The sequence below is a fragment of the Pseudoduganella sp. RAF19 genome (genome assembly GCF_052114165.1).
GTDB lineage: Bacteria > Pseudomonadota > Gammaproteobacteria > Burkholderiales > Burkholderiaceae_D > Rugamonas.
On record NZ_JBFREF010000004.1, the window covers coordinates 99,761 to 126,759 of the forward strand.

General features: G+C 61.2%; 25 protein-coding genes. 18 read left to right on the forward strand and 7 right to left on the reverse strand.

Going from position 1 to position 26,999, the window contains the following annotated elements; all coding sequences use genetic code 11:
• Positions 1-48: 48 nt before the first annotated feature.
• From AB4Z19_RS11635 to purB, 4 genes are all read right to left on the reverse strand, one after another.
• Entirely contained in the window at positions 49-615 is a 567-nt protein-coding gene (locus AB4Z19_RS11635) for a YceI family protein (protein ID WP_442021796.1), read from the reverse strand.
• A gap of 19 nt (positions 616-634) precedes the next feature.
• Positions 635-1,180 carry a YceI family protein gene (locus AB4Z19_RS11640; protein WP_442021798.1) on the reverse strand — a complete coding sequence of 182 codons (546 nt, stop codon included), beginning with the start codon at positions 1,178-1,180 and terminating at the stop codon, positions 635-637.
• Between the two features lie 19 nt (positions 1,181-1,199).
• Positions 1,200-1,724, reverse strand: a complete 525-nt coding sequence (locus AB4Z19_RS11645) for a cytochrome b (RefSeq protein ID WP_442035302.1) — start codon at positions 1,722-1,724, stop codon at positions 1,200-1,202.
• A 199-nt stretch (positions 1,725-1,923) separates the two neighbouring features.
• Positions 1,924-3,297: an adenylosuccinate lyase gene (gene purB / locus AB4Z19_RS11650; RefSeq protein ID WP_442035303.1), complete on the reverse strand. Its 1,374-nt coding sequence runs from the start codon at positions 3,295-3,297 to the stop codon at positions 1,924-1,926.
• A 130-nt stretch (positions 3,298-3,427) separates the two neighbouring features.
• Between purB and AB4Z19_RS11655 the strand changes: the two genes are divergently transcribed.
• The 8 genes from AB4Z19_RS11655 (at position 3,428) to AB4Z19_RS11690 (ending at position 14,605) form a co-directional block, all read left to right on the forward strand.
• Positions 3,428-4,039, forward strand: coding sequence for a glutathione S-transferase family protein (locus AB4Z19_RS11655; protein ID WP_442021804.1), 612 nt, complete (start codon positions 3,428-3,430; stop codon positions 4,037-4,039).
• Between the two features lie 8 nt (positions 4,040-4,047).
• Positions 4,048-5,070, forward strand: a complete 1,023-nt coding sequence (locus tag AB4Z19_RS11660) for a LacI family DNA-binding transcriptional regulator (RefSeq protein WP_442021806.1) — start codon at positions 4,048-4,050, stop codon at positions 5,068-5,070.
• Positions 5,071-5,239: 169 nt separating this feature from the next.
• Positions 5,240-7,597 carry a TonB-dependent siderophore receptor gene (locus AB4Z19_RS11665; RefSeq protein ID WP_442021808.1) on the forward strand — a complete coding sequence of 786 codons (2,358 nt, stop codon included), beginning with the start codon at positions 5,240-5,242 and terminating at the stop codon, positions 7,595-7,597.
• A gap of 32 nt (positions 7,598-7,629) precedes the next feature.
• Positions 7,630-9,477 carry an alpha-amylase family protein gene (locus tag AB4Z19_RS11670; protein ID WP_442021810.1) on the forward strand — a complete coding sequence of 616 codons (1,848 nt, stop codon included), beginning with the start codon at positions 7,630-7,632 and terminating at the stop codon, positions 9,475-9,477.
• 17 nt (positions 9,478-9,494) lie between these two features.
• Entirely contained in the window at positions 9,495-10,415 is a 921-nt protein-coding gene (locus AB4Z19_RS11675) for a PfkB family carbohydrate kinase (RefSeq protein WP_442035304.1), read from the forward strand.
• Between the two features lie 18 nt (positions 10,416-10,433).
• Entirely contained in the window at positions 10,434-11,792 is a 1,359-nt protein-coding gene (locus tag AB4Z19_RS11680) for an MFS transporter (protein ID WP_442021814.1), read from the forward strand.
• Between the two features lie 84 nt (positions 11,793-11,876).
• Positions 11,877-12,809 carry a PfkB family carbohydrate kinase gene (locus AB4Z19_RS11685; RefSeq protein WP_442021816.1) on the forward strand — a complete coding sequence of 311 codons (933 nt, stop codon included), beginning with the start codon at positions 11,877-11,879 and terminating at the stop codon, positions 12,807-12,809.
• 194 nt (positions 12,810-13,003) lie between these two features.
• A complete protein-coding gene (locus AB4Z19_RS11690; RefSeq protein ID WP_442021818.1) occupies positions 13,004-14,605 on the forward strand; it encodes a hypothetical protein in 1,602 nt (533 codons plus the stop codon).
• Positions 14,606-14,661: 56 nt separating this feature from the next.
• On the opposite strand, the gene bfr is transcribed toward AB4Z19_RS11690, so the two are convergent.
• Entirely contained in the window at positions 14,662-15,141 is a 480-nt protein-coding gene (bfr, locus tag AB4Z19_RS11695; protein WP_442021820.1) for a bacterioferritin, read from the reverse strand.
• A 144-nt stretch (positions 15,142-15,285) separates the two neighbouring features.
• Between bfr and AB4Z19_RS11700 the strand changes: the two genes are divergently transcribed.
• Positions 15,286-17,571: a TonB-dependent receptor gene (locus AB4Z19_RS11700; protein WP_442021822.1), complete on the forward strand. Its 2,286-nt coding sequence runs from the start codon at positions 15,286-15,288 to the stop codon at positions 17,569-17,571.
• A 101-nt stretch (positions 17,572-17,672) separates the two neighbouring features.
• Entirely contained in the window at positions 17,673-18,353 is a 681-nt protein-coding gene (locus AB4Z19_RS11705) for a Fe2+-dependent dioxygenase (protein ID WP_442035305.1), read from the forward strand.
• On the opposite strand, the gene AB4Z19_RS11710 is transcribed toward AB4Z19_RS11705, so the two are convergent.
• Both AB4Z19_RS11710 and AB4Z19_RS11715 read right to left on the reverse strand, forming a co-directional pair.
• Positions 18,354-19,028, reverse strand: a complete 675-nt coding sequence (locus AB4Z19_RS11710) for an energy transducer TonB (RefSeq protein ID WP_442035306.1) — start codon at positions 19,026-19,028, stop codon at positions 18,354-18,356.
• Between the two features lie 8 nt (positions 19,029-19,036).
• Positions 19,037-19,246 (reverse strand): (2Fe-2S)-binding protein, encoded by a 210-nt coding sequence (locus tag AB4Z19_RS11715; RefSeq protein ID WP_442026240.1) that lies wholly within the window; start codon positions 19,244-19,246, stop codon positions 19,037-19,039.
• Positions 19,247-19,447: 201 nt separating this feature from the next.
• Here AB4Z19_RS11715 and AB4Z19_RS11720 point away from each other — a divergent pair, with 201 nt between their 5' ends.
• The 8 genes from AB4Z19_RS11720 to AB4Z19_RS11755 all read left to right on the forward strand — a co-directional run bounded on the left by AB4Z19_RS11720 (position 19,448) and on the right by AB4Z19_RS11755 (position 26,996).
• Positions 19,448-19,720 carry a FeoA family protein gene (locus AB4Z19_RS11720; protein ID WP_442026239.1) on the forward strand — a complete coding sequence of 91 codons (273 nt, stop codon included), beginning with the start codon at positions 19,448-19,450 and terminating at the stop codon, positions 19,718-19,720.
• A 3-nt stretch (positions 19,721-19,723) separates the two neighbouring features.
• Complete coding sequence (gene feoB, locus AB4Z19_RS11725) at positions 19,724-21,613, forward strand: ferrous iron transporter B (protein WP_442035307.1); 1,890 nt, start codon at positions 19,724-19,726, stop codon at positions 21,611-21,613.
• 2 nt (positions 21,614-21,615) lie between these two features.
• The gene (locus AB4Z19_RS11730) at positions 21,616-21,888 is read left to right on the forward strand and encodes a DUF6587 family protein (protein ID WP_442026237.1); all 273 of its coding nucleotides are present in this window, start codon (positions 21,616-21,618) and stop codon (positions 21,886-21,888) included.
• A gap of 83 nt (positions 21,889-21,971) precedes the next feature.
• Positions 21,972-22,337, forward strand: a complete 366-nt coding sequence (locus AB4Z19_RS11735; protein ID WP_442026236.1) for a DUF2946 family protein — start codon at positions 21,972-21,974, stop codon at positions 22,335-22,337.
• 95 nt (positions 22,338-22,432) lie between these two features.
• Positions 22,433-24,733 (forward strand): TonB-dependent receptor, encoded by a 2,301-nt coding sequence (locus tag AB4Z19_RS11740; RefSeq protein WP_442035308.1) that lies wholly within the window; start codon positions 22,433-22,435, stop codon positions 24,731-24,733.
• Positions 24,734-24,891: 158 nt separating this feature from the next.
• A complete protein-coding gene (locus AB4Z19_RS11745) occupies positions 24,892-25,944 on the forward strand; it encodes a multicopper oxidase domain-containing protein (RefSeq protein ID WP_442026234.1) in 1,053 nt (350 codons plus the stop codon).
• A 9-nt stretch (positions 25,945-25,953) separates the two neighbouring features.
• The gene (locus AB4Z19_RS11750) at positions 25,954-26,640 is read left to right on the forward strand and encodes a c-type cytochrome (RefSeq protein ID WP_442035309.1); all 687 of its coding nucleotides are present in this window, start codon (positions 25,954-25,956) and stop codon (positions 26,638-26,640) included.
• The gene (locus AB4Z19_RS11755; RefSeq protein WP_442035310.1) at positions 26,637-26,996 is read left to right on the forward strand and encodes a c-type cytochrome; all 360 of its coding nucleotides are present in this window, start codon (positions 26,637-26,639) and stop codon (positions 26,994-26,996) included. The genes AB4Z19_RS11750 and AB4Z19_RS11755 overlap by 4 nt, the downstream gene beginning before the upstream one ends.
• The last annotated feature ends 3 nt before the right edge of the window (positions 26,997-26,999 follow it).

The following is a 26,999-nucleotide window of genomic DNA, read 5'->3' on the forward strand; positions in this document are numbered from 1 at the left end:
TCGATGACCCGCCCTACGTAGCGCCGATCATTGATCGGCCGTTTTCTATTACTCCGCCTTGATGGCTTCGACCTGGATGGCCAGTTTGACGTCCGGGGAGAAGGCTGGGGTGGCGTAGTTCAGGCCGAAGTCGGTACGCTTGAACTCGGCGGTGGCGTCGGCGCCGCAGACTTCACGCTTCATGCGCGGGTCGACGATGCACTTGAACTTGTTGACCTTCAGGGTGACCGGCTTGGTCACGCCCAGCATGGTCAGCTCACCTTCCACGGCCACCAGCTGCTCGCCGTCGAACTTGAAGGACTTGCCCTTGTAGGTCACGGTCGGGAATTTCTCGACGTTGAACATGTCGGCCGACTTGGCGTGGGAGTTCAGCTTGTCCAGACCGAAGTCGATCGACGCTGCGTCGATGATGATGTCCATCGTGCCGGTCTTGGCCGCGCGGTCCATCTGGATGGTGCCGGAAGTCTTGTCGAACTTGCCGCGCCATACGGACAGGCCTTTGTGGTCAGCCTCGAAGCTTGGGTAGGTGTGGGTCGGGTCGATGTTGTACGTACCGGCAAAGGCAGCGGAAGCGGATACGGCCAGCAGGGCAGCGGTGAGCAGCTTGAATCGCATTACGAGTATCTCCAAAAAATTAATTACCTACGACGTGGAACTTGATCGTCACTTCATCGGCAACCATGCCGGTGTCTTTCCATTCGCCTTCGCCCACATTGAAAGCGAGACGCTTGATTGGCAGGGCGCCTTCGAATACTTGCTGGCCGCCGTCAGTCTTCACGGCGATCGGGAAGCTCACGTCCTGCACCTTGCCTTTGATGGTCAGCTTGCCCGTCACATTCAGCTTGCCCGGACCGGCCGCCTTGATGGCGCTGGACACGAAGGTCGCTTTCGGGAACTGCGCGGAATTGAACCATTCTTTCTTCGCCACTTCCTTGTTCATTTCGGCGTCGCCCAGATCGAGCGAGGCGGTGTCGATTTCAACCGAAGCCTTGGACGAATCCGGCGTGGCGGCGTTGTAGTCGATCACGATACTGGCCTTCTTGAACTTGGACTCGACCGGCACGTTCATTTGCTTGAACACTGCCGACACGCTGGTCTTGGCGGGATCGGTCTTCAGGACGGCCGCGCCAGCCACCAGCGATACCGCCAGCAGGGAAACGAGCAATGCGCTTTTCTTCATAAAAATAACTCCAACAGGTTTAGGGCAACATGCGCTTGAGCACGCTGTCGCGATCGATAAAGTGATGCTTGAGCGCGGCCAGGACGTGGGCGGCAACCGCCGCCGCCATGATCATGTTCAACCAGTAATGTACAGGTTTCAGAATTTCCTTGAGTGCAGGATCTGCGGCAAACAGGGAAGGAATCTGGAACAGGCCCAGGTATACAACGGGCACACCCGCTGCCGTGGTGTACAGATAGCCGGTAATCGGCACCGCGAAAATCAGGAAGTAGAGGAAGTAGTGCATGCCGTCGGCCGCTTTGGCCTGCAGCGCGCTCATCGAAGCCGGATGCGCTGGCGGGCGATTCGCCTTGCGCCACAGCACGCGGATCACGGCCAGCGCGAGCACGGTGATGCCCATCCATTTATGCCAGGAGTAATACTTGAGCTTGGTTGGCGTCAGGCCCGGAATATCGGTCATCACCAGACCGAGGGTGAAAGCGGCAATGATCAGCAGAGCGGTGAGCCAGTGAATCAATATTGCTGTTTTGGTATATCGTTCCATTGCTTGAATTAGTGAAAGAAATTAGTACGCATTAGGACTAAATATACCAAAGAAACGCAAAGCTTGCCTGAGCAACGCAGAGTACGCAAAGTAACAGAGAATTGCCTTAAGAAAAAGTTAAAGGGCCGCAGGGGCCCTTTTTTAACCAACACCATAAAGCTGGTGGCTGCCACAAGGTGGCAGCCACCTTCGTTATGGTTTAGATGGCTTTCGCCAGCTGAGCGGCGATACCCACGTAGTTGGATGGCGTCATGGCCAGCAGGCCATCCTTGGCTTCCTGCGGAATCGCCAGGCCATTGATGAACTCGCGCAGCGCATCCTTGGAGATGCCTTTGCCGCGGGTCAGCTCCTTCAGCTGCTCGTACGGGTTTTCGATACCGTAGCGGCGCATCACGGTCTGCACCGGCTCGGCCAGCACTTCCCAGTTCGCGTCCAGGTCGGCTTCCAGGCGGGCCGGGTTCACTTCCAGCTTGTTCAGGCCGCGCAGGCAGCTGTCGTAAGCCAGCAGGGTGTAGCCGAAGCCCACGCCGATATTGCGCAACACGGTGGAATCGGTCAGGTCGCGCTGCATGCGGGACACCGGCAGCTTTTCGGACAGGTGCTTCAGCACGGCATTGGCCAGGCCCAGATTGCCTTCCGAGTTTTCGAAGTCGATCGGGTTGACCTTGTGCGGCATGGTGGAGGAGCCGATCTCGCCCGCCTTCAGCTTCTGCTTGAAGTAGCCCAGCGACACGTAAGTCCAGATATCGCGGTTCAGGTCCAGCAAAATAGTGTTGGCACGGGCGAACGCGTCGAACAGTTCAGCCATGTAGTCGTGCGGTTCGATCTGGATGGTGTACGGGTTGAACACCAGGCCCAGGCGCTGCTCGATCACGTTCTTCGAGAACGCAGGCCAGTCGAACGATGGGTAGGCCGACAGGTGGGCGTTGTAGTTGCCCACGGCGCCGTTCATCTTGCCCAGGATTTCCACCTTGGCGATGCGCTCGATGGCGCGCTGCAGGCGGGCGATCACGTTGGCGAATTCCTTGCCCAGGGTGGTCGGGCTGGCGGTCTGGCCGTGGGTACGGGACAGCATCGGCAGCTCGGCGTTGGCGTGGGCGATTTCGGTCAGCTTGGCGACCAGGCCGTTCAGGGCCGGCACCATCACGCCGTCGCGCGCGGCCTTCAGCATCATGCCGTGGGAGGTGTTGTTGATGTCTTCCGACGTGCAAGCGAAGTGGATGAATTCCGACGCGGCCACCAGCTCCGGCACGTCCTTCACCTTCTCTTTCAGCCAGTATTCCACGGCCTTCACGTCATGGTTGGTGACGGCTTCGATTTCCTTGATGCGGGCGGCATCGGCTTCCGTGAATTCGGCGGCCAGCTTGTCCAGCAGGGCGGTGGCGGAGGCGGAGAACGGCTTGATCTCGGCGAAACCGGCTTGCGACAGGGCCTGCAGCCAGGCGATTTCCACCTTCACGCGGTGGTGCATGAAGCCGGATTCGGACAGGATAGGACGCAGCTTGTCGGTTTTGGACGCGTAGCGGCCGTCCAGCGGGGACAGGGCCGACAAGGTGGAGTAGGGCGTAGTCATAGAAAGGAAGGAGAGGCGGGAAAAAACAAGATTTTACCATTGGCGTGAAAGCCACTCGCCGTTTCTGCGCTGCGACAAAGCGCCAAACCTAGATGTTATACTGCTATCTAATTCTCGACTCTTGGCTTCTATGAAACTTATCGGTTCACTCACCAGTCCTTACGTGCGCAAGGTGCGCGTGGTGCTGGCGGAAAAGAAACTCGACTACCACTTCGAACAGGAAAATGTCTGGGCCGCCGAAACGACGATCCAGAATCTGAACCCGCTGGGCAAAGTGCCGGTCCTCGTCATGGAAGACGGCTATGTCATGCAGGATTCGCGCGTGATCGTCGAGTACCTGGACACCCTCACTCCGGTGTGCAAACTGCTGCCCCCTAACGGCCGCGAACGGGCCGATATCAAATGCTGGGAAGCCCTGGCCGACGGCGTGCTGGACGCCGGTGTACTGGTGCGCCTGGAGCGCACCCTGCGTCCCGCAAAGCAGCAAAGTCCGGAGTGGATCGAGCGCCAGCTGAAGAAAGTGGAGCTGGGCCTGGCGTCCATGTCCGAGCGCCTGGAAGACGGCGCCTGGTGCGCCGGTAATCACTATTCCCTGGCCGACGTGGCCGTCGGCTGCGCCCTGGGCTGGCTCAGCTTCCGCTTCCCGGAAATCGACTGGCGCGACAAGCACCCGAACCTGGGCAAGTTGTTTGACAAGCTGTCCGAGCGTCCGTCCTTCAAGGACACCGTGCCCGTCGCATAACGGCACGCATGGCCAAACCTACTTCCCAGGACCGCCTGCAGATGGCGGACATCGCGCGCCTTGCCGGCGTGTCCACATCCACCGTCTCGCGCGCCCTGGCGGGCAGTAAGCTGGTCAACGAAGAAACGCGCACCCGCATCATGGAGCTGGCGCGTTCGCTCAAGTACACCATCAATGTCGGCGCACAGAACCTGCGCCTGAAGCAGAACCGCACTGTGGCCGTGGTGGTGCCGTCCGACCAGCAGGTGCATCAGAGCCTGTCCGATCCTTTCTTCCTCAGCATGATCGGCTCCCTGGCGGACGCATTGACGGAGCAGGGCTTCGACATGCTGCTGTCGCGGGTCGATGCCGAGCAGCTGCACGCCGCTGCGACGCCGTTCGATACGGGCCGCGTGATCGGCATCATCCTGATCGGCCAATGGGGCCACCACGACCAGCTGAACGAAATGGCGGCGCGCCATGTGCCCATCGTGGTGTGGGGAGCCCAGTTGCCGCAGCAGCTGTATTGCACCATTGGCGGCGACAACGTCAGCGGCGGACGCCTTGCAGCGGAACACCTGCTGGCGCAGGGCCGCAAGCGCATCGCCTTCCTCGGCGATACGCGCTTGCCGGAAGTGGAGCAGCGTTATCGCGGCTATTGCGAAGCCTTGCGGGCGGCCGGTATGCCGGTTGATCCAGCCTTGTGCGTGGCGGCCTCCTTCCTGCCGGAAGGCGGACGCGAAGCCATTGCCGAACTGGCACAGCGCGGCGTGCAATACGACGCCGTTTTCGCCTGTTCCGACTTGCTGGCCATGATGGCGATTAACACCCTGCGCGAGCAGGGCCGCGCTGTGCCGGAAGATGTCGCCGTTGTTGGCTATGACGATATCGAACTTTCCTCCTATTTCCATCCTCCCCTGACCACGGTGCGCCAGCCCGTGCAGGAAGCCGGGCGTGCCATGGTGGCGGCCCTGCTGCAATTGACCGAAGGCCGGCAGGCCCCGTCCGTCGAACTCCCCACTGCGCTCGTTCGCCGTTCCAGTTCCATTTGATTGCAACCGTTTGCAATCTGGATTAAGCCTATTGCAGAAGCTTTTTTGCAAATTTATTGCAATCGATTGCAATTTTCAAAAAGCTGATGAATAATGAGGCATCTGCAGTACAGCAGACCTGGCCGCCGGGACGATGCGGCCTCGAATAAGCCCCTAATCGGAGGAGACAATGGTTTTACGCACAGCCAAACTTGGCTGCATGGCTGCCGCCATCGCTGCCGCATTCGCCAACCCTGCCAGCGCCCAGCAAACCGCGCCGGATTCCGTACCAGCTACCAGCACAGCCGCCGCGCCGGCGCAGGACGTGGCCACGACCGTCGCCGCAGCGGAAAGCCCCGCAGCACCAGTGGACGGACTGAAACTGGAACGCGTCGTCGTCACCGGCACCGCCAGCCGCAGCTCGAAAATGCGCTCCAGCGTTTCGGTCAGCACGATGGACGCCGAGAACATTGCCCTGGCAGCGCCCACTAGTGCCGCCGAAGTGCTGCGCTCCATCCCCGGCGTGCGTTCCGAATCTTCGGGCGGCGAAGGCAATGCCAACATCACCGTGCGCGGCGTGCCGATTTCGGCCGGTGGTTCGCGCTATGTGCAGATACAGGAAGACGGCTTGCCCGTGCTGCAGTCGGGCGACTTCAACTTCATTACGCCGGACAGCTACGTGAAGATCGACGGCACGCTCGACCACCTGGAAGTGGTGCGCGGTGGCTCGGCATCCACGCTGGCAACCAACTCGCCAGGCGGCATCATCAACTTCATCAGCAAGACGGGCGAGCAGGAAGGCGGCAATCTGGGTATCCAGCGTGGCCTGGGCTACGACGAGACGCGCTATGACTTCGACTACGGCGGCCGCTTCGATGCCAAGACCCGCTTCTTCATCGGCGGGCATTACCGCACTGGCGAAGGCCAGCGCAACACGGGCATGAGCACGGAAGACGGCGGCCAGATCCGCGGCAACGTCACGCGTGAGCTGGACAATGGCTGGATTCGGTTCTCCTTCAAGCATCTGGACGATAAGGCGCCGACCGCGCTGCCGGTGCCGGTGCGCGTGACGAATGGCCAGATCAGCGAAATCCCCGGCATCGACCCGCGCACCGCGACCTTTTACTCGCCGTATTGGACGCGCGACGTCTCGCTCACCAAGGACAATGGCCGCGCCTCCAGCAACGTCAACGACGGCCTGCGTGTCAAGAGCGACAGCTTTGGCATTGCCGCCCAGTTCGACCTGGGCAATGGCTTCACGATCAGCGACAACTTCCGCAAATCCAGCAACAGCGGGCGCTTCCTCGGCGTCTTCCCGGGCAATAACGGCGTGGCCGGCAATTATGTGTTTGCCACGGGACCCAACAAGGGCAAGGCCTACAACGATCTGGCTTTCTCCGCCGTGGTTTTCAATACCTCGATCGATGATGCCGGCAATACCCTGAATGACCTGAAGCTGTCGAAGACCTTCAATGTCGAAGGCGGCAAGCTGACCGCAACGGGCGGCCTGTACTCATCGATTCAGAAACTGGGCCTGACCTGGAACTTCAACGAATACCTGATGCAGCTCAGCGAAGACAAGCCGGCCTTGCTGCAGACAGCGTCGCCCACTCCCGGTTATGTCGGTCCGGCCTTTGGCGGCTGCTGCATGCGTGCGGTGGACATGGAATACAAGCTGCTCTCGCCCTACCTGAACCTGGGCTGGGAAAAAGGGCCGCTGAACGTCGACGCCAGCGTGCGCCAGGACCGCCAGCGTGCCGACGGCACGGCCAACATCGCAGCCAATGGCCTGCAGTACAACGCGTCCACCGAACAGCAGGTCGATTACAAGATCAACCATACCTCCTATTCCGTCGGCGGCAATTATCAGTTCGACCGTAACCTGGCCGTGTTTGCGCGCGTCAGCGAAGGCGTGGCCTTCAATGCCGACCGTATCCTGTTCAGCACTCCGCTGGACGGCAGCGCGCCAATCAATATCAATACGGTTAAGCAGTACGAGGGCGGTGTGAAATGGCGCTCAGGCGGTGCAAGCGCTTTCCTGACGCTGTTCCACGCCAAGACGGATGAATCGAACTTCGAGGCGACCACGCAGATCAGCACTGCCAACCGCTACAAGGCCAGCGGTGCCGAGCTGGAAGCAGCGTGGAGCCTGGGTGACTTCCGCATTAACGGCGGCGTGACCTATACCGACGCTGAAATCGTCGGTGCTGCCGCGGGCCAGGAATCGACCATCGGTCATACACCGCGCCGCCAGGCACGCTTCACCTACCAGATCGCACCGAGTTATGTGTGGGGACAGGTCACCGTAGGCGGCAGCGTGGTTGGCACCGGCCGCTCGTGGGCGGATGACGCCAACACCATCAATATGCCGGCCTTCCATGTGGTGAACCTGTTTGCCCGCTATCAGTTCAACCAAAAACTGAGCATGTCGCTGAGCGCCAACAATGTGCTCAACAAGATCGGTTACACCGAGGTCGAAGGCGATGGCCATGCCGCGCGTTCGATCGGCGGCCGTGCCGTGAAAGCGGGCCTGAACTACTCCTTCTGAATCCGATGCTGATACTGGAACCTGCAATGCCGATGTCTTCTTCCATCCACCACCTGCTGAACGCGATGCCGGAAGGCAGGCGCACAGAAGCTGCGCGGCGCTTCGGCGCTCACGGCCCGGCGCTGCACAACTGCCTGCAAGGCCTGTATGGCAGCGTGCCCGATTTCGAGCTGTGGTACGCGCGCCTGCTGGCGGAGATCGGCAAGGTGCACGGACAGCGTCCTCCCGCGCTGGCGGCGCAGGACACCGCACGCGCAGCGCAGCCGGATTGGTTCCTCGGCCAGCACATGCTCGGCTACTGCAGCTATGTAGACCGCTTCGGCGGCAACCTGCGAGGCGTCGAGCAGCGTATTCCGCACCTGAAGGAGCTGGGCGTGCGCTATCTGCATCTGCTGCCTTTCCTGAAAATGCGGGCAGGGGAGAACGATGGCGGTTTTGCAGTGGCCAGCTTTGAAGAAGTCGATCCGCGCTTTGGCAGCAATGAGGATCTGGAGGCGCTGACCGCGAGCTTGCGCAGTGCCGGCATCAGTTTGTGCGCGGATTTTATCCTCAACCACATTGCCGATGACCATCCCTGGGCGCAAGGCGCACGCGAAGGTGATGAGCGCCTGCGCCGCTTCTTCCACGTCTTCCCCGACCGCGCAATGCCGGACCGCTACGAGCGCACGCTGGGGCAGGTATTCCCTCAGGCGGCGCCGGGCAATTTCAGCGAAGTGCCGGCAATGGGCGGCTGGGTGTGGACGACGTTCTACCCCTACCAATGGGACCTCAACTGGTCGAATCCGGAAGTGTTTGCGGAAATGGCTGCCACGCTGCTGCGCCTGGCCAACCGCGGCGTCGAGGTGTTCCGGCTCGATTCCACCGCCTTCCTGTGGAAACGCGAAGGCAGCAACAGCATGAACCAGCCGGAGGCGCATGCCATCCTGCAGGCCTTGCGCGCCATCGTTGCGATTGCAGCGCCGGGCGTGCTGCTGAAGGCGGAAGCTATCGTGCCAACACGCGAGCTGCCGGCTTACTTCGGACAGCCGCAGCAGCCGGAATGCCATATCGCCTATCACAGCAGCCTGATGGCGGCCGCGTGGGGAGCATTAGCGGAGCAGGACACCGCCTTGCTGCGCCGCGTGGCGGAAGGCACGCCCGAGCTGCCGCCGCATGCCAGCTGGCTCAGTTACGTGCGCTGCCATGACGATATTGGCTGGAATGTGCTGAAGGCCGAAGCCGGCGAGGCAGGGCGCGACGGCGCGTCGCGTCTGGCTGCGATTTCCCGCTTCTTTGCCGGAGCGGGCGGCAGCTATGCACGCGGCGAGGCTTTCCAGAGCAGCGATCCGGCCGCTGCCCACGGCAGCAACGGCATGGCCGCCAGCCTGGTGGGCCTCGAAGACGCGTCCGGTGATGACGCGCTGGCGTTGCGCCGCCTGCTGCTGCTGCATGGCCTTGCGCTCAGCTTTGGCGCGCTGCCGGTGCTGTACATGGGCGATGAATTGGGCCAGACCAATGACTACAGCTTCCGTGATCGCCCCGACCGCGCGATGGACAGCCGCTGGCTTCAGCGCCCGCTGCTGAACGAGGAGCGCTTCGTTCAGCGCCGCAATGCCGCGACGCCTGCGGGCCGCGTCTATGCCGGACTGCGCGCACTGATCACCACGCGCCAGCGCCTGCCGGAGCTGGCGGCCGATGCGCCACGTCGCTTGCTGGCGGCGCCGTCCCCGGTGCTGGCGCTGGCACGCGGCGAGCGCTTCCTGGCACTCTACAATTTCTCCGGTGCGCCACAGGCGTTTGCTCTGGACGGTTTCTGGTGCGACGCTTTATCAGGACAGCCATTTTCGGGCGAGATGCAGCTTGCGCCATGGGCCATGCACTGGCTGGAGCGCGCGAAATGACAACGATGAAGACAGACATGGATGTCGTAATGTTTGGCGAAGCACTGGTGGACGACTTTGGCGACGAGCAGGTCGTTGGCGGTGCGCCCTTCAACGCGGCACGCAACCTGGCGGCGCTTGGCACGCCCACGCTGATGATCACGCGCATTGGTGAAGACGAAAACGGTGGCCGGGTGCGCACCGAATTTGAGCGCTATGGCATGCCGCAGTCCGGGCTGCAAGTCGATTCGCAATGGCCCACCGGGCGTGTGGTGGTCGAGCGGAGCATGCGCGGACATCGCTTCCATATCCTGCCCGAGCAGGCATACGACCATATTGCGTCCGCCCCTGCGGTGGCTGCGCTGGCCGGAGCGCCGCCGCGCGTGCTCTATTTCGGCACGCTGGCCCAACGCGACCTCCGTTCGCGCTCGGCTCTGCTGGACCTGCTGGCTGCCACGGCCGCCACACGCTATCTTGACCTGAATCTGCGCGAGGGCCAGTACACCGAACGTAGCGTGTTCGAATCGCTGCGCCATGCGGACATCCTCAAGGTCAACGAGGAAGAACTGGCTGCGCTATTTGCCTGGTACGCGCCCGATGCGCCGCCGGTCGTGCGCGCCGACGATACGCGGGTGCAGCAGGCCTGCTCCGGCCTGATCACCCAATTCAGTTTGCGGGCGCTGATCGTCACGCTGGGGCCGCGCGGTGCGATGTATATTGATGCAGATGGCCGCGTGATCCGCGAGCATGGCAACGAGGAGCCCTACAAGCTGGTCGACACCGTCGGCGCGGGCGATGCCTTCTCCGCAGTCTTCCTGCATGGCCATGTGCAGGGCTGGGAGCTGGCGTTGACGATGGCGCGCGCGAATGCATTTGCGGGCGCTGTGTGCGGCTTGTCCGGGGCTGTGCCGCCTGACCTGTCCTTCTACGAACAATGGCTCCAGCGCTGGCAAGCCTGACCTTACCGGAGTTACACGATGGCGCAGCATAAACCGCATCTGTCGTTCCGTCAGATCGTCAACATGAACATCGGCTTCTTCGGCATCCAGTTCAGTTTCGGGCTGCAGCAGAGCAGCATGAGCCCGATCTACAAATACCTGGGCGCCGACGAGGCAACGCTACCTTATCTTTGGCTGGCCGGTCCCGTCACGGGCCTGCTGGTGCAGCCGCTGATCGGCGCGCTGAGCGACCGCACCGTGACGCGCTGGGGACGACGCACGCCGTATTTTTTGATCGGCGCTGTGATTTGCAGCTTCGGTTTGCTGGCCATGCCCTTCAGCCCCGTGTTGTGGATGGCGGCCGGTCTGCTATGGATTCTGGACGCGGCCAACAACGTGACCATGGAGCCGTATCGTGCCTTTGTCAGCGACCGGCTGGCGGTGCGCCAGCATTCTTTGGGCTTCCTGACGCAAAGCGCCTTTACGGGGCTGGGCCAAACGCTGGCCTATCTCACGCCATCGGTGCTGGTCTACCTCGGCACCAGCCGCGATGCGGTGAACAGCCACCATATTCCTTACACGGTGATCGGCGCCTTTTTGCTGGGTGCTGTGTTCTCGCTGACTTCCGTGCTGTGGAGCTGCTGGACGACGCCGGAGTTGCCGCTGTCGCCGCAAGATGAAGCCGCATTGCGCGCCAAGCCCGGCGGCTGGCGCCATGCGGCGCAGGAGATTGCCGATGCCCTGCGCGAGATGCCGCCCACCATGAAGCAGCTGGCGGTGATGAAGCTGTTCCAGTGGTACGCCATGTTCTGCTATTGGCAATACATCATGCTGGCGCTGGCGTCCTCCATCTACAAAACGGCCGATCCCTCCTCGGCGGGCTTTCGTGAGGCGGGTCTGCTGAACGGCCAGATCGGCGCCTTCTACAATTTCATCGCCTTTATCGCCGCCTTTGCGCTGGTGCCGTTCACGCGCCGCTTTGGGCCGAAAATCACGCACAGCCTGTGCCTGACGGCGGCAGGTATCGGCATGTTGTGTATTCCGCTGGTGACTCAGCCGCTGCTGCTTCTCTTGCCGATGGTCGGCGTCGGGCTGGCCTGGGCCAGCATCATGGGCAACCCTTATGTGATGCTGGCGGGCAGCATTCCGCCCGAGCGTACCGGGGTCTACATGGGGATCTTCAATATGTTCATCGTGATCCCGATGATTATTCAGATTTTTACGCTGCCGCTGTATTACCGCAGCTGGCTGCATGGCGAGCCTGCCAATGTGGTGCGGCTGGCGGGCGCACTGCTCCTGTGTGCTGCGGTAGCTGTGCTGTTCGTCAAGCTGCGCGCGGCGCGCCCACAAGCTGCCGCGGATCCGGCTCCGGAAGTGCACTTTGGTAAAATTGGCTGAAACTCCGGCGGATCGATGATCCGTCCTACGGAATGACAACTGATTTAGGGCGGATCGTCGATCCGCCGTGCCAAAGGAGCGGCGATGTCTGAAAGAATCCTGGTATTCGGCGAAGCCCTGCTGGACGATTTCGGCACCGAGCAAGTGGCCGGCGGCGCTCCTTTCAATCTCGCCCGCACCCTGGCCGCCTTCGGCCAGCCGCAACTGATGGTGACCCGCGTCGGCCGGGATGCCGGCGGCGAAACCATTCGCGACGAATTCACCCGCTTCGGCATGTCGCCCGAGGGCATACAGTCCGATCCCGCCCGTCCCACCGGCCGCGTGCACGTCACGCGCGGCGAGGATGGCGTGCCGCACTACGACATCTTGCCTGACCAGGCCTACGACCATCTCGAAGGCGTGCTGGCGCTGGACGTATTGCGCGCCTATTCGCCGGACACCATCTGCTTCGGCACCCTGGCCCAGCGCAGCGCCACGTCGTGCCACGCCCTGGCCGCGCTGCTGGACGCCAGCCCGGCCGAGCGCTTCTTCGACCTGAACCTGCGCGATGGCTGGGTGGACGAATCCATCGTCTTCACCTCGCTGCAGCAAGCCGACATCCTGAAAGTCAACGAACAGGAGCTGCAGACTTTATTCAGCTGGTACTGCCACACCTGCCCCGGCACGGACAAGATGGATTGCGTGGTGCTGGAATCGGAGTGCCGCTCGCTGATGCACAACTTCTCGCTGAAGGGCATGCTGGTGACGCTGGGCGCGCGCGGCGCCATGTACTTCGGCGCCGATGGCACGGCCGCGCATTCGCACGATGTGCGGGCGCCGGCCAAGCTGGTGGATACGGTGGGCGCAGGCGACGCCTTTTCCGCAGTCTTCCTGCTGGGCCGCGCCCATGGCTGGGAAATACTCGCCACGCTGAATCGCGCCAACGAATTCGCGGGTGCGATCTGCGGCATCGCCGGCGCGGTGCCGCAAGACCTCAATTTCTACAAGCCCTGGCGCGAAGCCTGGGGCCTCGCATAATAATATTTTAAGTTTTTACTTTTAAATATAGCCCTGTAAGTTGCGGGAATATATTTAAAAAATACTGTTGTTTCGTGATTATTGAAGAGTATTGGCAGGTTCGAACTTTGCCATACTCGGCCTCTCCTGTGCGGCTGGATAATATTATCTGCTGCTGGGTTAATTAATATTAACTTGAAAGAGGCGAGGTAATCATGACTAAACAGTTGAAATTGAATGTCAATGATATTGTCATCTCGAAGAGCAATCAGCTGCGCGGTGACGCGCTGATGAATGCCCCGGTTTCATCCATTCAGGGCATTAGCGACAGTGCCGCCACGTCACTGAAGAGCGCACTGGGTGTCTCCACCGTTGCAGAGCTGGCCAGCCATCCTGTTGTCTTGCGCGCGCAAGCGGCCGTAGCCGCCGCGCAGGCTGCCAGTTCGCCAGGACAGGCCGCTTTTTACACGCAACTGGCCGCCAACGTACAAAGCAGCCTCGGTGCCAGCCTGCAAGGCACTTTCAGTCCGGTCAGCTATCCAAGTGGATTCCCGGTCTGCACTAAAGGCCAGAGCGGCAATTTCTACAGCCTTAATTCTCTCCAGGCGCTGGATTCGCTGCTGGAACCGGCCAATGATATTTTATTGAAATTCGAACCGCAGAATTTCTCGACATTTTATTCGCAAATACTCAGCCAAGTAACCTGGCAATTGTCGAAAGACGATGCACGCATTTTAAATAGCCCGGCAGTTGGTCAAGCCCAGCAGCAAGTGTGGGCTGCTGTGGCTCAAGACCAGGTGCCGGTAGCGCAAAATGCCGGCTGGCCGGCGCTGGTTACCTGGGTATTCAGTAATTATGGTTCCGGTCTGCCGCAAAATAACCAGGGGCTGTCCCAGGCTGCCATCAATATGAACCTGGCTTACCCGAATACTTCCTCTGCACTCACGACCTACGTCAATACGCAGGGTCCGGCTTCCGCCATCCAGGTCGCGCAGAGCACCGGCTTGCAGGAGCTGGCTGCGGCGAGGACCAATGCAACGCAGCCGGGCGCAGCGAATGGAGGCTTGCAGACCAGTGCCAGCAGTTACTACGTGGGCTATACCGTCCCGGTGTGGGCGAATCTGACCGCGGGACTTGGCAATACCGCGAATCAGGTCAGCATTGGATGCACAGCGTCCAGTTTCTCAGCCACGTCGACCAATTTGACGATTGCCAACGCCAGCTATAGCGTGTCGCCGGGATGGTTCACCTTTACTGCCAGCGGCAGCGCCAGTGCCGTGAATGTGGAAACCTACGCGAGCGAACAGTCGACGATGACGCTGAACATTGTCTATCCCGGGGTGACCACCTTCGGCACGGACGTTCAGGCACTCTCCGCCAATCTGGCAACGGGCTGGTTCGACAATACGATTCTTACCCAGATCATCCAGACCTGGCAGAACCCGAATCTCACGGGCTTTGCGATTGGTGAAAGTACGACCTACCAGCCGCCAACCACGTTTGGACAGGGCAAGCAGTTTGGCCACTTGAAACAATGGGTCATCTCCAATCCGCCAACCATCAGCTTCACGATTACCAACGCCAATGTCGCCGCCATGTCGGCCGCCTTCCAGCAGGGGAGTGCTTACACGTCGATCGGCATTTTCTCGGGATCGGCTGGCGTGCAGACCTCGGGCTATGCCGTCAGCAACTTCCAGGCCGTGGGCAGCACGGTCACGGTAACGCTGGCGGCCACGCCCGTAGCGAACCTGCCGCCAACGCAGCAGGTTGCCTTTGTGCTGGGCGGCGTCGCATCCTATCCGCCGAATAACGTGTAATTGGTGTGTGCCGGCCAGGGGCGCGCGCCCTGGCCGGCCATTGCGGAATCAGCGAATTATTCGTCCGCTTCGGACATCTGCGACTGCAGGTAGTTCTGAATGCCGATTTTGCCGATCAGGTCGATCTGGGTTTCCAGCCACTCGATGTGTTCTTCGGTGTCGGTCAGGATTTCCAGCAGCAGGTCGCGCGACACGTAATCACCCACTTTCTCGGCCTGCGCGATGCCTTCCTTGATGGTCACGTGCGCGCCATTCTCCAGCTTCAGGTCGGCCGCCAGCATTTCCTCGGTGTTCTCGCCGATCAGCAGCTTGTGCAGGGCTTGCAGGTTAGGCAGGCCGTCCAGCATCAGGATGCGGTCGATCAGTTTGTCGGCGTGCTTCATTTCGCCGATCGACTCGTCGTATTCCTTCTTGCCCAGCTTTTCCAGGCCCCAGTGGCGGTACATGCGGGCGTGCAGGAAGTATTGGTTAATGGCCGTCAGTTCGTTCGTCAGCTGAGCGTTCAGCAGGCGGAGCACGTCTTTATCGCCTTTCATGGCTTGTCCTTGTTCTACGGGTGGGGATGGTGCCATTCTGCCACGAAGCAGGTGCTCAAACTAGGCAAAACGGCAATCAGGATTGCTAACGTAAATGAAAACCATTATCATTTGCATTTTGATTGCTAACCAATAGAAGAAAAAATGTCCTACATTAAGAGCCGCAAGCACCAGCCAGCCGCCCTTGCCGCAATTGCCACTCTGGCGATGCCTTTGGCCCTCCATGCAGAAGAAGCAGCCGATCCTGCGACCCAGAAATTGCCGGAAGTGGTTGTAACCGGTAGTGCAGGCACGAGTTTCCAGGTCAGCAAGTCCGCTTCCGACAAATTCACCGCGCCGCTGCTGGACACCCCCAAGTCGGTCACCGTGATCCCGGCTGACGTGATTTCCCAGACCGGCGCCGTGTCCCTGACGGATGCGCTGCGCACCGTGCCGGGCATTACCATGGGCGCTGCCGAAGGCGGCAACCCGGTAGGCGACAACCTCTTTATCCGCGGCTACAACGCGCAGTCCGACACCTATATCGACGGCATCCGCGACACCGGCTCCGGCACCCGCGAAATCTTCGACATCGAGCAGATCGAAGTCGTGAAGGGCCCGAACTCCGCATACGGCGGCCGTTCTTCCGCCGGCGGCAGCGTGAACATGGTCAGCAAGACCGCCAAGGCCGAGAACTTCGCCAACGCCAGCGTCGGCGTGGGCACCGCGCAGTACCGCCGCGTGACCGGCGACCTGAATCGCACCATTGGCGACGACGCGGCCTTCCGCCTGAACCTGATGTACCACGAGAACCACGTGGCCGGCCGCGACGAAGTGCACGGCGACCGCTGGGGCATCGCGCCGACCGTGGCGTTTGGCCTGTCCTCGTCCACCAAGGTTGACCTGAGCTGGTACCACTTCCAGTCGAGCGAACTGCCGGACTCCGGCCTGCCGTTCAATAACCCGATCACCTCCGGCCCGAACGTTGCCAAGAACGGTAACGGCGAGCCGCTGAATGTGCCAAGCAACACCTTCTACGGCCTGGTGAACCGCGACTTCCGCGACACCAAATCCGACATCGGCACCATCGACGTCAAGCACCAGTTCCACAATGGCTGGACCTTCCGCAACGTGACCCGCAGCGGCCGCACCAGCAACGACTACATCTACACCCAGCCGGACGATTCGAAAGGCAATATCGTCCTGTACGGCACCCTGTGGCGCCGCGCCAATACCCGCACCGCGGACACCGACACGCTGGCCAACGCGTCCAGCCTGACCGGCGACTTCATGCTGGCGGGCGTGAAGAACAGCTTCACCACCGGCATTGAAATCAGCCGCGAGATCACGGACCGCAGCACCTATCTGTTCACGCCGGGGACCAACAACTTCCTGACCAACAGTACCAACTGCCCGACTGCAGGCGCTGCCACCGGCTACAACTGCACCACGATCCTGAACCCGAATCCGAACGATCCGTGGACCCAGACCCGCAGCGTGTCGCCRGCGATGAACAACATCCACAGCAACACCCGTTCGGCGTATATGTTCGACACCGTGGAATTCAATCCGCAGTGGCTGCTGAACCTGGGCCTGCGCTGGGATGAGTTCCGCTCCAAGCTGTCGGTGCCGCAGTACACGCTGGCTGGCGTGACCACCGCGGCGGTGAATGCGGGACTGAAGTCCACCTTCACCAACTACCAGGTTGGCGTGGTGTACAAGCCTGCTCCGAACAGCAGCATCTACGCATCGTATGGCACCTCGTCCACCCCGCCGGGCAACGACGGCGGCGAAGGCGTCGATGGCCTGACCGTGGCGGTGCAGAACCTGAAGCCGCAGGACAGCAAGAACTTCGAACTGGGTACCAAGTGGGAAGTGCTGGCGCGCAGGCTGTCGCTGAGTGCCGCAATCTTCGAGAGCAAAATGAACAATGCCCGCGTCAGCAACGGCGACGGCACTTCGCAGAACATCGGCGAGAAGACCGTGAAGGGTGTGGAGTTCGGCGCCAGCGGTTCGATCACCAGCAACTGGCAGGTGTTCGGCGGCGTGACCTTCCTCGACGCGAAAGTGACCGACAACGGCTTCACCAATATCGGCACCACGGCTGCGCCGGTGTGGGTGGTGTCCCCGTTCAACGGCAACTGGTTCCCATCCACCCCGCGCAAGAGCGGCTCGCTGTGGACCTCCTACACCTTCGCCAATCGCCTGACGGTGGGCGGCGGTGTGAACGCCGTGTCCAAAGTCTACGCTACTATTAACAATAATAAGTGGGTGCCGGGTTACGCGCGCTTCGATGCGATGGCCAGTTATGAAGTCGATAAGCACATCAGCCTGCAGTTGAACGTGCAGAACCTGACGGACAAAACCTACTTCGACAAGGTCGGCTCGCCGCACTGGGTTGGTGTGGCCGCTGGCCGTACCGCAATCCTGACTGCGAACTTCCGCTACTGAGCAACGATGGCGGGTCAATGACCCGCCCTACGCGCAGGGGCCCATGCATTTGACACGTAGGGCGGATCGTTTTGATCCGCCGTGACTGACATGGAACGATCATGATGCTGCATATCCCCGGCGTGCTGACGCCGGAACAAGTGAAACAGTTCCGCCAGCGCCTGGCGGCCGCCGAATGGATCGATGGCCGTGCCAGCGTTGGCAGCCAGGGAGCGCAGGTCAAGCGCAACCGCCAGTTGGCTGAGGCCAGCCCGCTGGCGCTGGAGCTCGGGGATATCATCACCAAGGCCCTGGTGGCCAATCCACTGTTTTATTCGGCAGCGCTGCCTCTGCGCGTGCTGCCGCCTTACTTCAACAGCTATGCAGGCGGCGAGACTTACGGCCTGCATATCGACGGCTCCATCCGCATCAATCCGGTCACCAAACAGACCATCCGTGCGGACATCTCCACCACCGTTTTCCTCAGCGATCCCGATGAATATGAAGGCGGCGAACTGACCGTGATGGACGCTTACGGCGCCCACGAAGTCAAGCTGCCGGCAGGCGACGCCATCATCTACCCATCCAGCAGCGTGCACCGCGTGAACCCCGTCACTGCTGGCGAACGTGTGGCCTCATTCCTGTGGACGCAGAGCATGGTGCGCGATGACTGGCAGCGCAATATGCTGTTCGATCTGGATCAGAATATTCAGAAGCTGCGCGCGCAGCATGGCGACAGCGAAGCCACCGTGGGCCTGGCCGGGCACTATCACAACCTGCTCCGCCTGTGGGCAGAGACTTGATTACGACATCCGGAAATTGATCGGCACGATCACGTAGACCGGGATCGCCTTGCCGTCTTCGAGATAAGGCTTGAACAGTGCGCGCATGGCCGCCAGGCGTCCTGCTTCGTCCAGGCTCGAGAAGCCGGACGACTGCTGCACATTGGCCTGTTCGGCGCGGCCCTGTTCATTCACCAGGACGCGCAGCGTGACCACGCCCTGTTCGCCCATGCGGCGCGAGAGGGAGGGGTAGACCGGCTGCGGCGCGCGAACATACTCCACGCCGGAAACCACGCGCGGGCCGGAAGGCTGCGTAGGCGCCGGGGTAGCTGGCGCTGCCGGTGCCTGCGCAGCCACGACGGGCGCAGGTGAAGGCTCGGCGGCACGCGGCGCCGGCGGTGGCAGGGTGATGGTGTTTTCAATGACGACCGGCAGCATGGGAAGCTGCGGGGCGACGAGGGCAGGCGCTTTGGGCGCGATCTGCACCGTTTTCGGCGGAGCGGGTGGCGCGGGAGGCGGTGCGACGAAGGTAACGTTGACGACTTCCGGCAGACGCTCCACAACGCGGTGGAGCATGCCATTCTTCATCAGGAAGAACAAACCGGCATGGAGCGCGATAATGACTGCCACTTTGCCCAGCTTGCCGCTGGATTTGCCGCCTTCGTAAGAGTAGGCGGGGAAAGTCATCGACGACATAGCGCTCCTTATTCGACTAGCGAAGGGCGCTTTAGAACGGTTTCCTGCATCGTTGCGCCCAGATGTTGATCCAGCACTTCCATTGCATAGCCGAGGCACTCGCCGCAATTGGTTGCGACGCCCAGTGCTTCACGCAGGCCTTCAATAGTAGTGATGCCCAGATCTACGGCTTGACGGATTTCACGATCAGAGATGTTGTTGCAGACACAAACGATCATCGAATTACCTTCTGGCTAATAGACTTTACTTAATAGACTTTGCCAATGGCATTAATGTCATTATTAAGCTTCTCTTAATGAGAATCATTATCATTCCGGTTCCCATTGTACCCGATCAGGCGTACAATGCAAGCGCAAATACAAACGATTCGCATTTGCCCTTATAATGAGCTTTCCCACTAGACACACCGGAACCGCGCCATGACTCTCGCTCCTTCTTTGATCAATCTGGACACCCTGGCGGTGGGGAAAAGCGGCACGGTGGTCAATATCGCTCCGGCGAACCCTCACGATACCGAAGAGGGCGCCGACCTGGCGCGCCGCCTGATGGAACTGGGCTTCGTGCCCGGTGAGCGCATCCGCATGCTGAAGCGTGGCCTGCCGGGCGGCGAACCGCTGGCCATCAAAGTGGGCAATTCGACTTTCGCACTGCGCCGCTTTGAAGCCGCGCTGATTGCAGTACAACCGGAATAAATAATGGGTGCAGCAGAATCCACAGCGCAACGCGTTGCGCAGCAGCCCATCATCGCCTTACTGGGTAATCCCAATTGCGGCAAGACTGCGCTGTTCAACCGCCTGACCGGCGCGCGCCAGAAAGTGGCGAACTACGCCGGCGTGACCATCGAGCGCAAGGAAGGCCATTTCACCTCGCCCGAAGGCCGTTCCTTCCGCGTGCTGGACCTGCCGGGCGCCTACAGCCTGTCGGCCCACACCCCCGACGAAGAAATCACGCGCGACGTGGTGGCCGGCCTGCGTGAAGGCGAGCGTTCGCCGGATCTGGTGGTCAGCGTGGTCGACGCCACCAATCTGCGCCTGAACCTGCGCCTGGTGCTGGAAATCAAACGTCTCGGCCTGCCGATGCTGGTCTGCCTGAACATGGTGGACGTGGCGAAGAAGCGCGGCATCGTGATCGATACGGCACGCCTGTCGCAGGAGCTGGGAATTCCCGTCGTGGAAACCGTGGCCGTGCAAAGCGGCGGCGAAAAAGCGCTGCTGCAATCGCTGGATGCGATGTGGCCGTTGTATGAGTCCAAGCCGAATGCATTGTCCGCCATTGATACAGTGAGCGTGGAAGAGACGCAGCGCGAAGTGCGCCGTATCCTGTCCGTGGCCGCCAGTTATGGCGAAGACCGTGGCAATCTGACCGAAAAGATCGACCATATCGTCCTGCATCCTCTGGTGGGACCGGTGATTCTGGCCGTGCTGATGTTCCTGGTGTTCCAGGCCGTGTTCACCTGGGCTGAAATTCCGAAGGACTGGATTCTGGCCGGTATCGACATGCTGGGCGGCGTGGTGAAAGCCCATATGGCAGATGGTGCGCTGCGCAGCCTGCTGGTGGACGGTATTCTCGGCGGCGTCGGCAGCGTGCTGGTGTTCCTGCCGCAGATCCTGATCCTGTTCTTCTTCATTTTGGCGCTGGAGGATTGCGGCTATCTGCCGCGTGCCGCCTTCCTGCTGGACCGTCTGATGGGCGGTGTGGGCTTGTCGGGCCGCGCCTTCATTCCGCTGTTGTCCTCCTTCGCCTGCGCCATTCCGGGCATCATGGCTGCGCGTACCATTCAGAATCCGCGCGACCGCCTGGTGACCATCATGATTGCGCCGCTGATGACCTGCTCGGCGCGTCTGCCGGTGTACTCGCTGATCATCGCCGCCTTCATTCCTGAGCGTGAAGTGTGGGGCGCCATGAGCCTGCAAGGCCTGGTGCTGTTTGTGCTGTACTTCGCGGGCATTCTGTCGGCCATGGCGGTGGCCTACTTCATGAAGCGCACCATGGGCGCCAAGCGCAACCAGCCGCTGATGCTGGAACTGCCGGCCTACCACTGGCCGCACCTGAACAACCTCGCGATCGGCCTGTGGGAGCGCGGCAAGATCTTCATGACCCGCGTTGGCACCATTATTCTCACCCTGATGGTGCTGCTGTGGGCATTGAGCAGCTTCCCCGGCGCACCGGAAGGTGCGACCCATCCGCCGATCTGGTACAGCTTCGCGGGCATCCTTGGCCGTGGCCTGGAATATATCTTCGCACCGATCGGCTTCACCTGGCAGATCTGCATTGCGCTGGTGCCGGGCCTGGCCGCGCGTGAAGTAGCTGTGGGTGCACTGGGCACGGTGTACGCACTGTCCCAGACCGGCGACGAGCTGGCGACTTCGCTGACGCCGGTGATCGCACAGAGCTGGCCGATGGCGACCGCGCTGTCGCTGATGGCTTGGTATGTGTTTGCGCCGCAGTGCATGTCCACGCTGTCCGTGGTGCGCCGCGAAACCAACAGCCTGCGCTATCCATTGCTGATGGCGGGTTATATGTTCGCGCTGGCCTACACCGCGTCCTTCATCACTTACCGCGTCGCGCTGGCGCTGGGAGCCTGATCATGTGGCAGCAGATCATCGTTGGCCTGATCGTCGCAGCAGCCCTGCTGCACTTCTGCACCAAATACCTGCCTGCTGCCTGGCGCCGCCAGATTGTCTTCGTGCTGACCAAGCGTGGCTTCAACCAGGACAAACTGGCGAAACTGTTCAAGACTGAATCCAGCTGCGGCGATGGTTGCGGCAGCTGCGGCAGTTGCGGGGACGCGCCGGCCGAAGAAAAGCCAGTCGAAGGCGGCCCCGCACGCCGCGTCATCAAGCTGCACGTGCAGCGTTAAGACCACACAAGGGATAGGCCATTTCTGGTGCACGTATAAACATGCATATATAATGTATGTTATTGATATCCCACCATCTGGCAATGACGTTCAGCAGACGACAAATCGCACGCATCATTTACATCGCCTTGCTGGCGGTGCTGATGGCTGCGCTCGCGCCGACCGTGTCGCAGCTGCTGGACGCGCGCGTGCCGCTGCCGGATTGCCATGCTGTCGCTGACGCTGATACGGCCGCGCCGGGCCATGCGCCCGCCAGGGCCGCCCACCCGCTGACGCATCATTGCGGCTACTGCGTCCTGCAAGCCGACCTGCCGTACCTGCCAACGCTGCCGGCCGCCCTGCCTGCGCCGGAAGTCCCGCCGGCCAGTACGCTGCCACTGCTGCGTCTCGTGCCGGCCTCAATCTTCGTATGGCTCGCTGCGCAACCGCGCGCACCACCGGCCAACTGATCTTCCACCACCAGCACACCTCCGCATTGCACGCGCATTGATCCCTGCGCGGCCGCAAGGCCTCCGCACGTCCAAATAAATCGAAAGGAAGCACCATGCAATTCCGTCTCATTCCGCTCGCCGCCGCGCTGCTGGCTGCGTTCACCCATAACGTCCGCGCCGACGAAGGCGAGGGCACATCCGGAGCGCCGCTGAAGATTCTTGGCACCGTCACGATCACCGGCGTTAATCCGACTTCGTTGCCGACGCAAATTCCCACCACCATTGAAGGCATCACGCGCGAGCAACTGGAGCGCACCGTCAACGCCACCGATGCCGAAGACGCACTGAAATACATGCCAAGCCTGCTGGTACGAAAGCGCTATATCGGCGACTACAACCACGCCGTGCTGTCCACGCGCGCTTCCGGCACGGGCAATAGCGCGCGTTCCGCCGTGTATGCGGACGGTATCCTGCTCTCGAACTATCTGGGCAACGGCGCCACCTTCGCACCGCGCTGGGGCATGGTGGCGCCGGAAGAAATCGAACGCGTCGATGTGCTGTATGGCCCGTTCTCTGCGGCCTATGGCGGCAACTCTGTTGGCGCCGTGGTGGACTACGTCACGCGCATGCCCAGGCAGCTGGAGGCGCACGCCCGCGTCGCCTATGTGCATCAGCCCTTCGAGCTGTACAACACGAATTCCACATTCCACGCAAAGCAGGCTGGCTTCTCGCTGGGCGACCGTGTCGGCAATCTTTCCTGGTTTCTCAGCCTGAATCGCACCGACAGCGATGGCCAGCCGCTGACGTTTGCCACGCGCCTGCTTTCCGCCGCGGCCACGCCAGCGAAAGGCGCAGTGGCGGTCACCGGCGCCATAGCGGGCCAGGACCGCAGCAATCGCGACTGGCTGATTCTCGGCACGGCCACACAGTACGACACGGTACAGAACCAGGGCAAACTCAAGCTGGCGTACGACATCACTCCGTCCGTGCGCGCGAGCTACACGCTGGGCTGGTGGAAGAACGATTCGCAAGGCCGTCCGGACAGTTTTCTGGATGACGCGCAGGGCAAGCCGGTGTACAGCGGGCCGATCTCCATCGGTGGCCGTGGCTACACGCTGACGGCGTCCGACTTCAATGCATCGAACGAATCGCTGCAGCACTTCATGCACGGCCTCTCCATCAAGAGCCATACCAAAGGCGTGTTCGACTGGGAAGTAGCTGCCAGCATGTATGACTATGACCGCGACCTGCTGCGTGCACCAACCGTGGCGCAGCCGGGGGCTGCGGCCGGTGGGGCGGGGCGTATTGTCGACCAGAGCGGCACCGGCTGGAACACGTTGGCACTGAAAGGCACGTGGCGTCCGGAAGGCGCACAAGGCGCGCACATCATGGACTTCGGCCTGCAGCGCGAAGCCTACAAACTCGCCAGCATCGAGCGCGCCACCGACAATTGGATCGACGGTGCACCGGGTGCGCGCAATCAGGCCTTTGCGGGCCGTACCGATATCACCAGCCTGTATGCGCAGGACACCTGGAAATTCGCGCCGCGCTGGAAGACCGTGCTTGGCGCACGCATCGAGCACTGGCGCGCACACGACGGCGCTACCTCAAACGCCACCACCACAGTGCAGCAAGGCGAACGCAGCGAGACGTACGCCTCGCCGAAAGCGGCACTGGCCTTCCAGGCGAACGACGACTGGACACTGAAAGCCTCCACTGGCCGTGCGGTGCGCATGCCGACAGTGTCCGAGCTGTATCAGGGCGGCATTAACGGCTCCGGCACCCTGATTAACAACGATCCTAAGCTGCGCCCCGAAAAATCCTGGACCTCCGAGCTGACCGCTGAGCGTCTGTCCGGCGCTTCGTCATTGCGCCTGACTGCTTTCTTCGAACGAACCAGGGACGCGTTGTACTCGCAGACCAATGTGCTGGTCACGCCCAATATCACCAATGTGCAAAACGTCGACCGCATCCGCACGCACGGCGTTGAAGCGGCATGGAGCGGCGAGGACGTGTTCGCGCAAGGCCTCGACCTCGCCGCCAGCGCGACCTGGACCGATTCGAAGATCACCCGCAACGATAAGTTCCCGGCCAGTGTAGGCAAATGGCAGCCGCGCATTCCGGAGTGGCGTGCCAGCACCGTGGCCACGTACCGCGCGACCGACAAGCTCAGTGTGACTGCCGCCGCACGCTACAGCGGCAAGCAGTTCTCCACGCTGGACAACTCCGACCCGAACGGCTTTGCCTACCAGGGCGCCAGCAAATACTTCACGACCGACCTGCGCGTGCGTTACCAGATCGATCGCCAGTGGAGCGTTGCCGGCGGCATCGACAACGCCAACAATTACAAATACTGGAATTTCCATCCCTATCCGCAGCGCAGCTGGTTTGCCGAACTGCGCTTCGATCTGTGAGCCGCCAATGACCCTAGAAAAAATCCGGCAATCTTGCGGCACAGCATAAAGATGCATACAATGTGCATGTTTGTTGGCAACTGGAGGTATCGCCAGCAAATTTTTTGATCACAAACATGCAAACAAAATGCATGTTTAAACGGGAAAGGGTTGGATCGATGAAGAGGCTCCTGAAATGGGATACAGGACGCGTGCTGGCGCTGTTTGGCCTGCTGCTTGCCTGCGTCGCGTACGAAAGCGAATCGCTTGCCGCCGTGCGCAAATTTGAAATGAATATCGAAGACACGAAGATCACGCTGGTGGAAAAGCAGCAGTTCCATACTTTCGCTTTCGCCGGCCAGGTGCCGGGTCCACTGTTCTATGTGGACGAAGGCGACGAGATCAACGTCCACGTCAACAATATGACTGCGCTGCCGCACACGATTCACTGGCACGGCATGCTGCAGAAGGGCACGTGGAAAATGGACGGCGTGCCTGATGTCACGCAGGAAGGCATCAAGCCGGGCGAAAGCTTCGACTACAAATTTACCGCGGAGCCTTCGGGCACGATGTGGTACCACTGCCATGTGAACGTGAACGAGCACGTGGTCCTGCGCGGCATGTGGGGTCCCTTCATCGTCAAGCCGAAGAAGCCTACCGCGCTTGAGAAAACGGTCACCAAAGAGCTGATCCTGATGCTGTCCGACTGGGATTCGAAGTGGGCCAACAAGCCTGGCTTCGGCGGCGTGCCTGGCGATACCTTCGACTACTTCACCATCAACGGCAAGTCCTTCCCGGATACCCAGCCTATCCGCGTGAACAAGGGCGACGTGGTGCGCATGCGCCTGATCGGTGCGGGCGACACGACCCACAGCATCCACCTCCACGGCCATGTGATGACCGTGGCATTCAAGGACGGCTTCCCGCTGCCTGCGCCGTACAAGGCCGACACCATCGCCGTCAATCCGGGCGAACGCTACGACGTGATCTTCACTGCCGACAATCCTGGCCGCTGGATGATTCACGACCACGTGGACAGCCACACCATGAACGGCGACCGTCCGATGGGCGGCGTGATGACGGTGGTTGAGTACAACGAGATCAAGCATGACGACCCGTTCTACTCCTGGAAGGGCAAGAAGTACGAGCCGAACTTCTACTACGAGGAATCGCTGAAAAAAGGCCCGGGCATCTATACCAACGATTCGATGAAGGGCCAGCTGGTCCAGTAAGGAGCGCACATGAAACGTTTGCACATGACCGTGCTGGCGGTCGCCATGGCCGCCTGGCGCCTGGCCGCAGCGGCACCCGGCGATGAGCTGATCAAGCAGCAGTGCATCAGCTGCCACGCCGTCGCCAAGCCGGACAAGGCCACGCTGGATCACATCTGGCAGCGCAAGGGGCCGGACCTGCACTATGCCGGCGATAAATTCAACCGCGACTGGCTGGTGAGCTGGCTGCAGAACCCTGTGGCGATTCGTCCCGCCGGTGTGCTGTATTCCAAGGTGGTGAAGGCTGCGGCAGACAAGGCTGCGGACCAGCCGGATGCCTCGCAGCTGCAGCCGCATCCCAAGTTGCCGAAAGATCAGGCGGAGCAGGCGGCCGATGCGCTGATGGCCATGAAGGTGCCGGGTCTGGTGGAGAAGGGCAGCTACAAGAACGAGCCTCCGAGTTCCATGGCTTCCATGCTGTTCTCCAAGCTGCGCGGCTGCACCTCGTGCCACGCGGCCAAGCCGGGCAGCGGTGGCCAGTCCGGTCCTGAGCTGTACACGGGCGGCGATCGCCTCCAGCCGGACTACGTGGCGGCCTACATCCGCGACCCGCAAAAGTTCGATCCGCACGTGTGGATGCCGACGCTGGGCCTGAACGAGGCCGACGTGCAGAAGCTGACCGGCTACATCACGACCCTCAAAGGAGCACCGAAATGATCCGCCGCGCCACGATCCCGCTGCTGCTTGGCTTTGCCGCCTTGTCCGCCCACGCGGAAGAGCCGCATGCCAGCGCAACCCGCAATTACAACACTTACTGCGTGCAGTGCCACGGTGTGAACCGCGACGGCAATGGCATCAACAGCAAGGAAATGTCGGTGAAACCACGCGACCACACCGACACCAAGGCCATGGGCGACACGCCCGACGAAACCCTGTTCAAAGCGATCAAGGGTGGCGGCCTGGCCRTCAGCAAATCCGTTCTGATGCCTAAGTGGGAGGGCATTCTCAGTGATGGAGAAATCCAGGAAATGGTGGCTTACCTGCGATTTGTCAGCAAAACCACCAGCAAGTAAATC

What these genes read in the sequence shown, in the direction of transcription:
- AB4Z19_RS11635 (WP_442021796.1), bottom strand. Translation starts at nt 615, where the DNA reads ATGCGATTCAAGCTGCTCACCGCTGCCCTGCTGGCCGTATCCGCTTCC.
- AB4Z19_RS11640 (WP_442021798.1), bottom strand. Translation starts at nt 1,180, where the DNA reads ATGAAGAAAAGCGCATTGCTCGTTTCCCTGCTGGCGGTATCGCTGGTG.
- AB4Z19_RS11645 (WP_442035302.1), bottom strand. Translation starts at nt 1,724, where the DNA reads ATGGAACGATATACCAAAACAGCAATATTGATTCACTGGCTCACCGCT.
- purB (WP_442035303.1), bottom strand. Translation starts at nt 3,297, where the DNA reads ATGACTACGCCCTACTCCACCTTGTCGGCCCTGTCCCCGCTGGACGGC.
- AB4Z19_RS11655 (WP_442021804.1), top strand. Translation starts at nt 3,428, where the DNA reads ATGAAACTTATCGGTTCACTCACCAGTCCTTACGTGCGCAAGGTGCGC.
- AB4Z19_RS11660 (WP_442021806.1), top strand. Translation starts at nt 4,048, where the DNA reads ATGGCCAAACCTACTTCCCAGGACCGCCTGCAGATGGCGGACATCGCG.
- AB4Z19_RS11665 (WP_442021808.1), top strand. Translation starts at nt 5,240, where the DNA reads ATGGTTTTACGCACAGCCAAACTTGGCTGCATGGCTGCCGCCATCGCT.
- AB4Z19_RS11670 (WP_442021810.1), top strand. Translation starts at nt 7,630, where the DNA reads ATGTCTTCTTCCATCCACCACCTGCTGAACGCGATGCCGGAAGGCAGG.
- AB4Z19_RS11675 (WP_442035304.1), top strand. Translation starts at nt 9,495, where the DNA reads ATGGATGTCGTAATGTTTGGCGAAGCACTGGTGGACGACTTTGGCGAC.
- AB4Z19_RS11680 (WP_442021814.1), top strand. Translation starts at nt 10,434, where the DNA reads ATGGCGCAGCATAAACCGCATCTGTCGTTCCGTCAGATCGTCAACATG.
- AB4Z19_RS11685 (WP_442021816.1), top strand. Translation starts at nt 11,877, where the DNA reads ATGTCTGAAAGAATCCTGGTATTCGGCGAAGCCCTGCTGGACGATTTC.
- AB4Z19_RS11690 (WP_442021818.1), top strand. Translation starts at nt 13,004, where the DNA reads ATGACTAAACAGTTGAAATTGAATGTCAATGATATTGTCATCTCGAAG.
- bfr (WP_442021820.1), bottom strand. Translation starts at nt 15,141, where the DNA reads ATGAAAGGCGATAAAGACGTGCTCCGCCTGCTGAACGCTCAGCTGACG.
- AB4Z19_RS11705 (WP_442035305.1), top strand. Translation starts at nt 17,673, where the DNA reads ATGATGCTGCATATCCCCGGCGTGCTGACGCCGGAACAAGTGAAACAG.
- AB4Z19_RS11710 (WP_442035306.1), bottom strand. Translation starts at nt 19,028, where the DNA reads ATGTCGTCGATGACTTTCCCCGCCTACTCTTACGAAGGCGGCAAATCC.
- AB4Z19_RS11715 (WP_442026240.1), bottom strand. Translation starts at nt 19,246, where the DNA reads ATGATCGTTTGTGTCTGCAACAACATCTCTGATCGTGAAATCCGTCAA.
- AB4Z19_RS11720 (WP_442026239.1), top strand. Translation starts at nt 19,448, where the DNA reads ATGACTCTCGCTCCTTCTTTGATCAATCTGGACACCCTGGCGGTGGGG.
- feoB (WP_442035307.1), top strand. Translation starts at nt 19,724, where the DNA reads ATGGGTGCAGCAGAATCCACAGCGCAACGCGTTGCGCAGCAGCCCATC.
- AB4Z19_RS11730 (WP_442026237.1), top strand. Translation starts at nt 21,616, where the DNA reads ATGTGGCAGCAGATCATCGTTGGCCTGATCGTCGCAGCAGCCCTGCTG.
- AB4Z19_RS11735 (WP_442026236.1), top strand. Translation starts at nt 21,972, where the DNA reads ATGACGTTCAGCAGACGACAAATCGCACGCATCATTTACATCGCCTTG.
- AB4Z19_RS11740 (WP_442035308.1), top strand. Translation starts at nt 22,433, where the DNA reads ATGCAATTCCGTCTCATTCCGCTCGCCGCCGCGCTGCTGGCTGCGTTC.
- AB4Z19_RS11745 (WP_442026234.1), top strand. Translation starts at nt 24,892, where the DNA reads ATGAAGAGGCTCCTGAAATGGGATACAGGACGCGTGCTGGCGCTGTTT.
- AB4Z19_RS11750 (WP_442035309.1), top strand. Translation starts at nt 25,954, where the DNA reads ATGAAACGTTTGCACATGACCGTGCTGGCGGTCGCCATGGCCGCCTGG.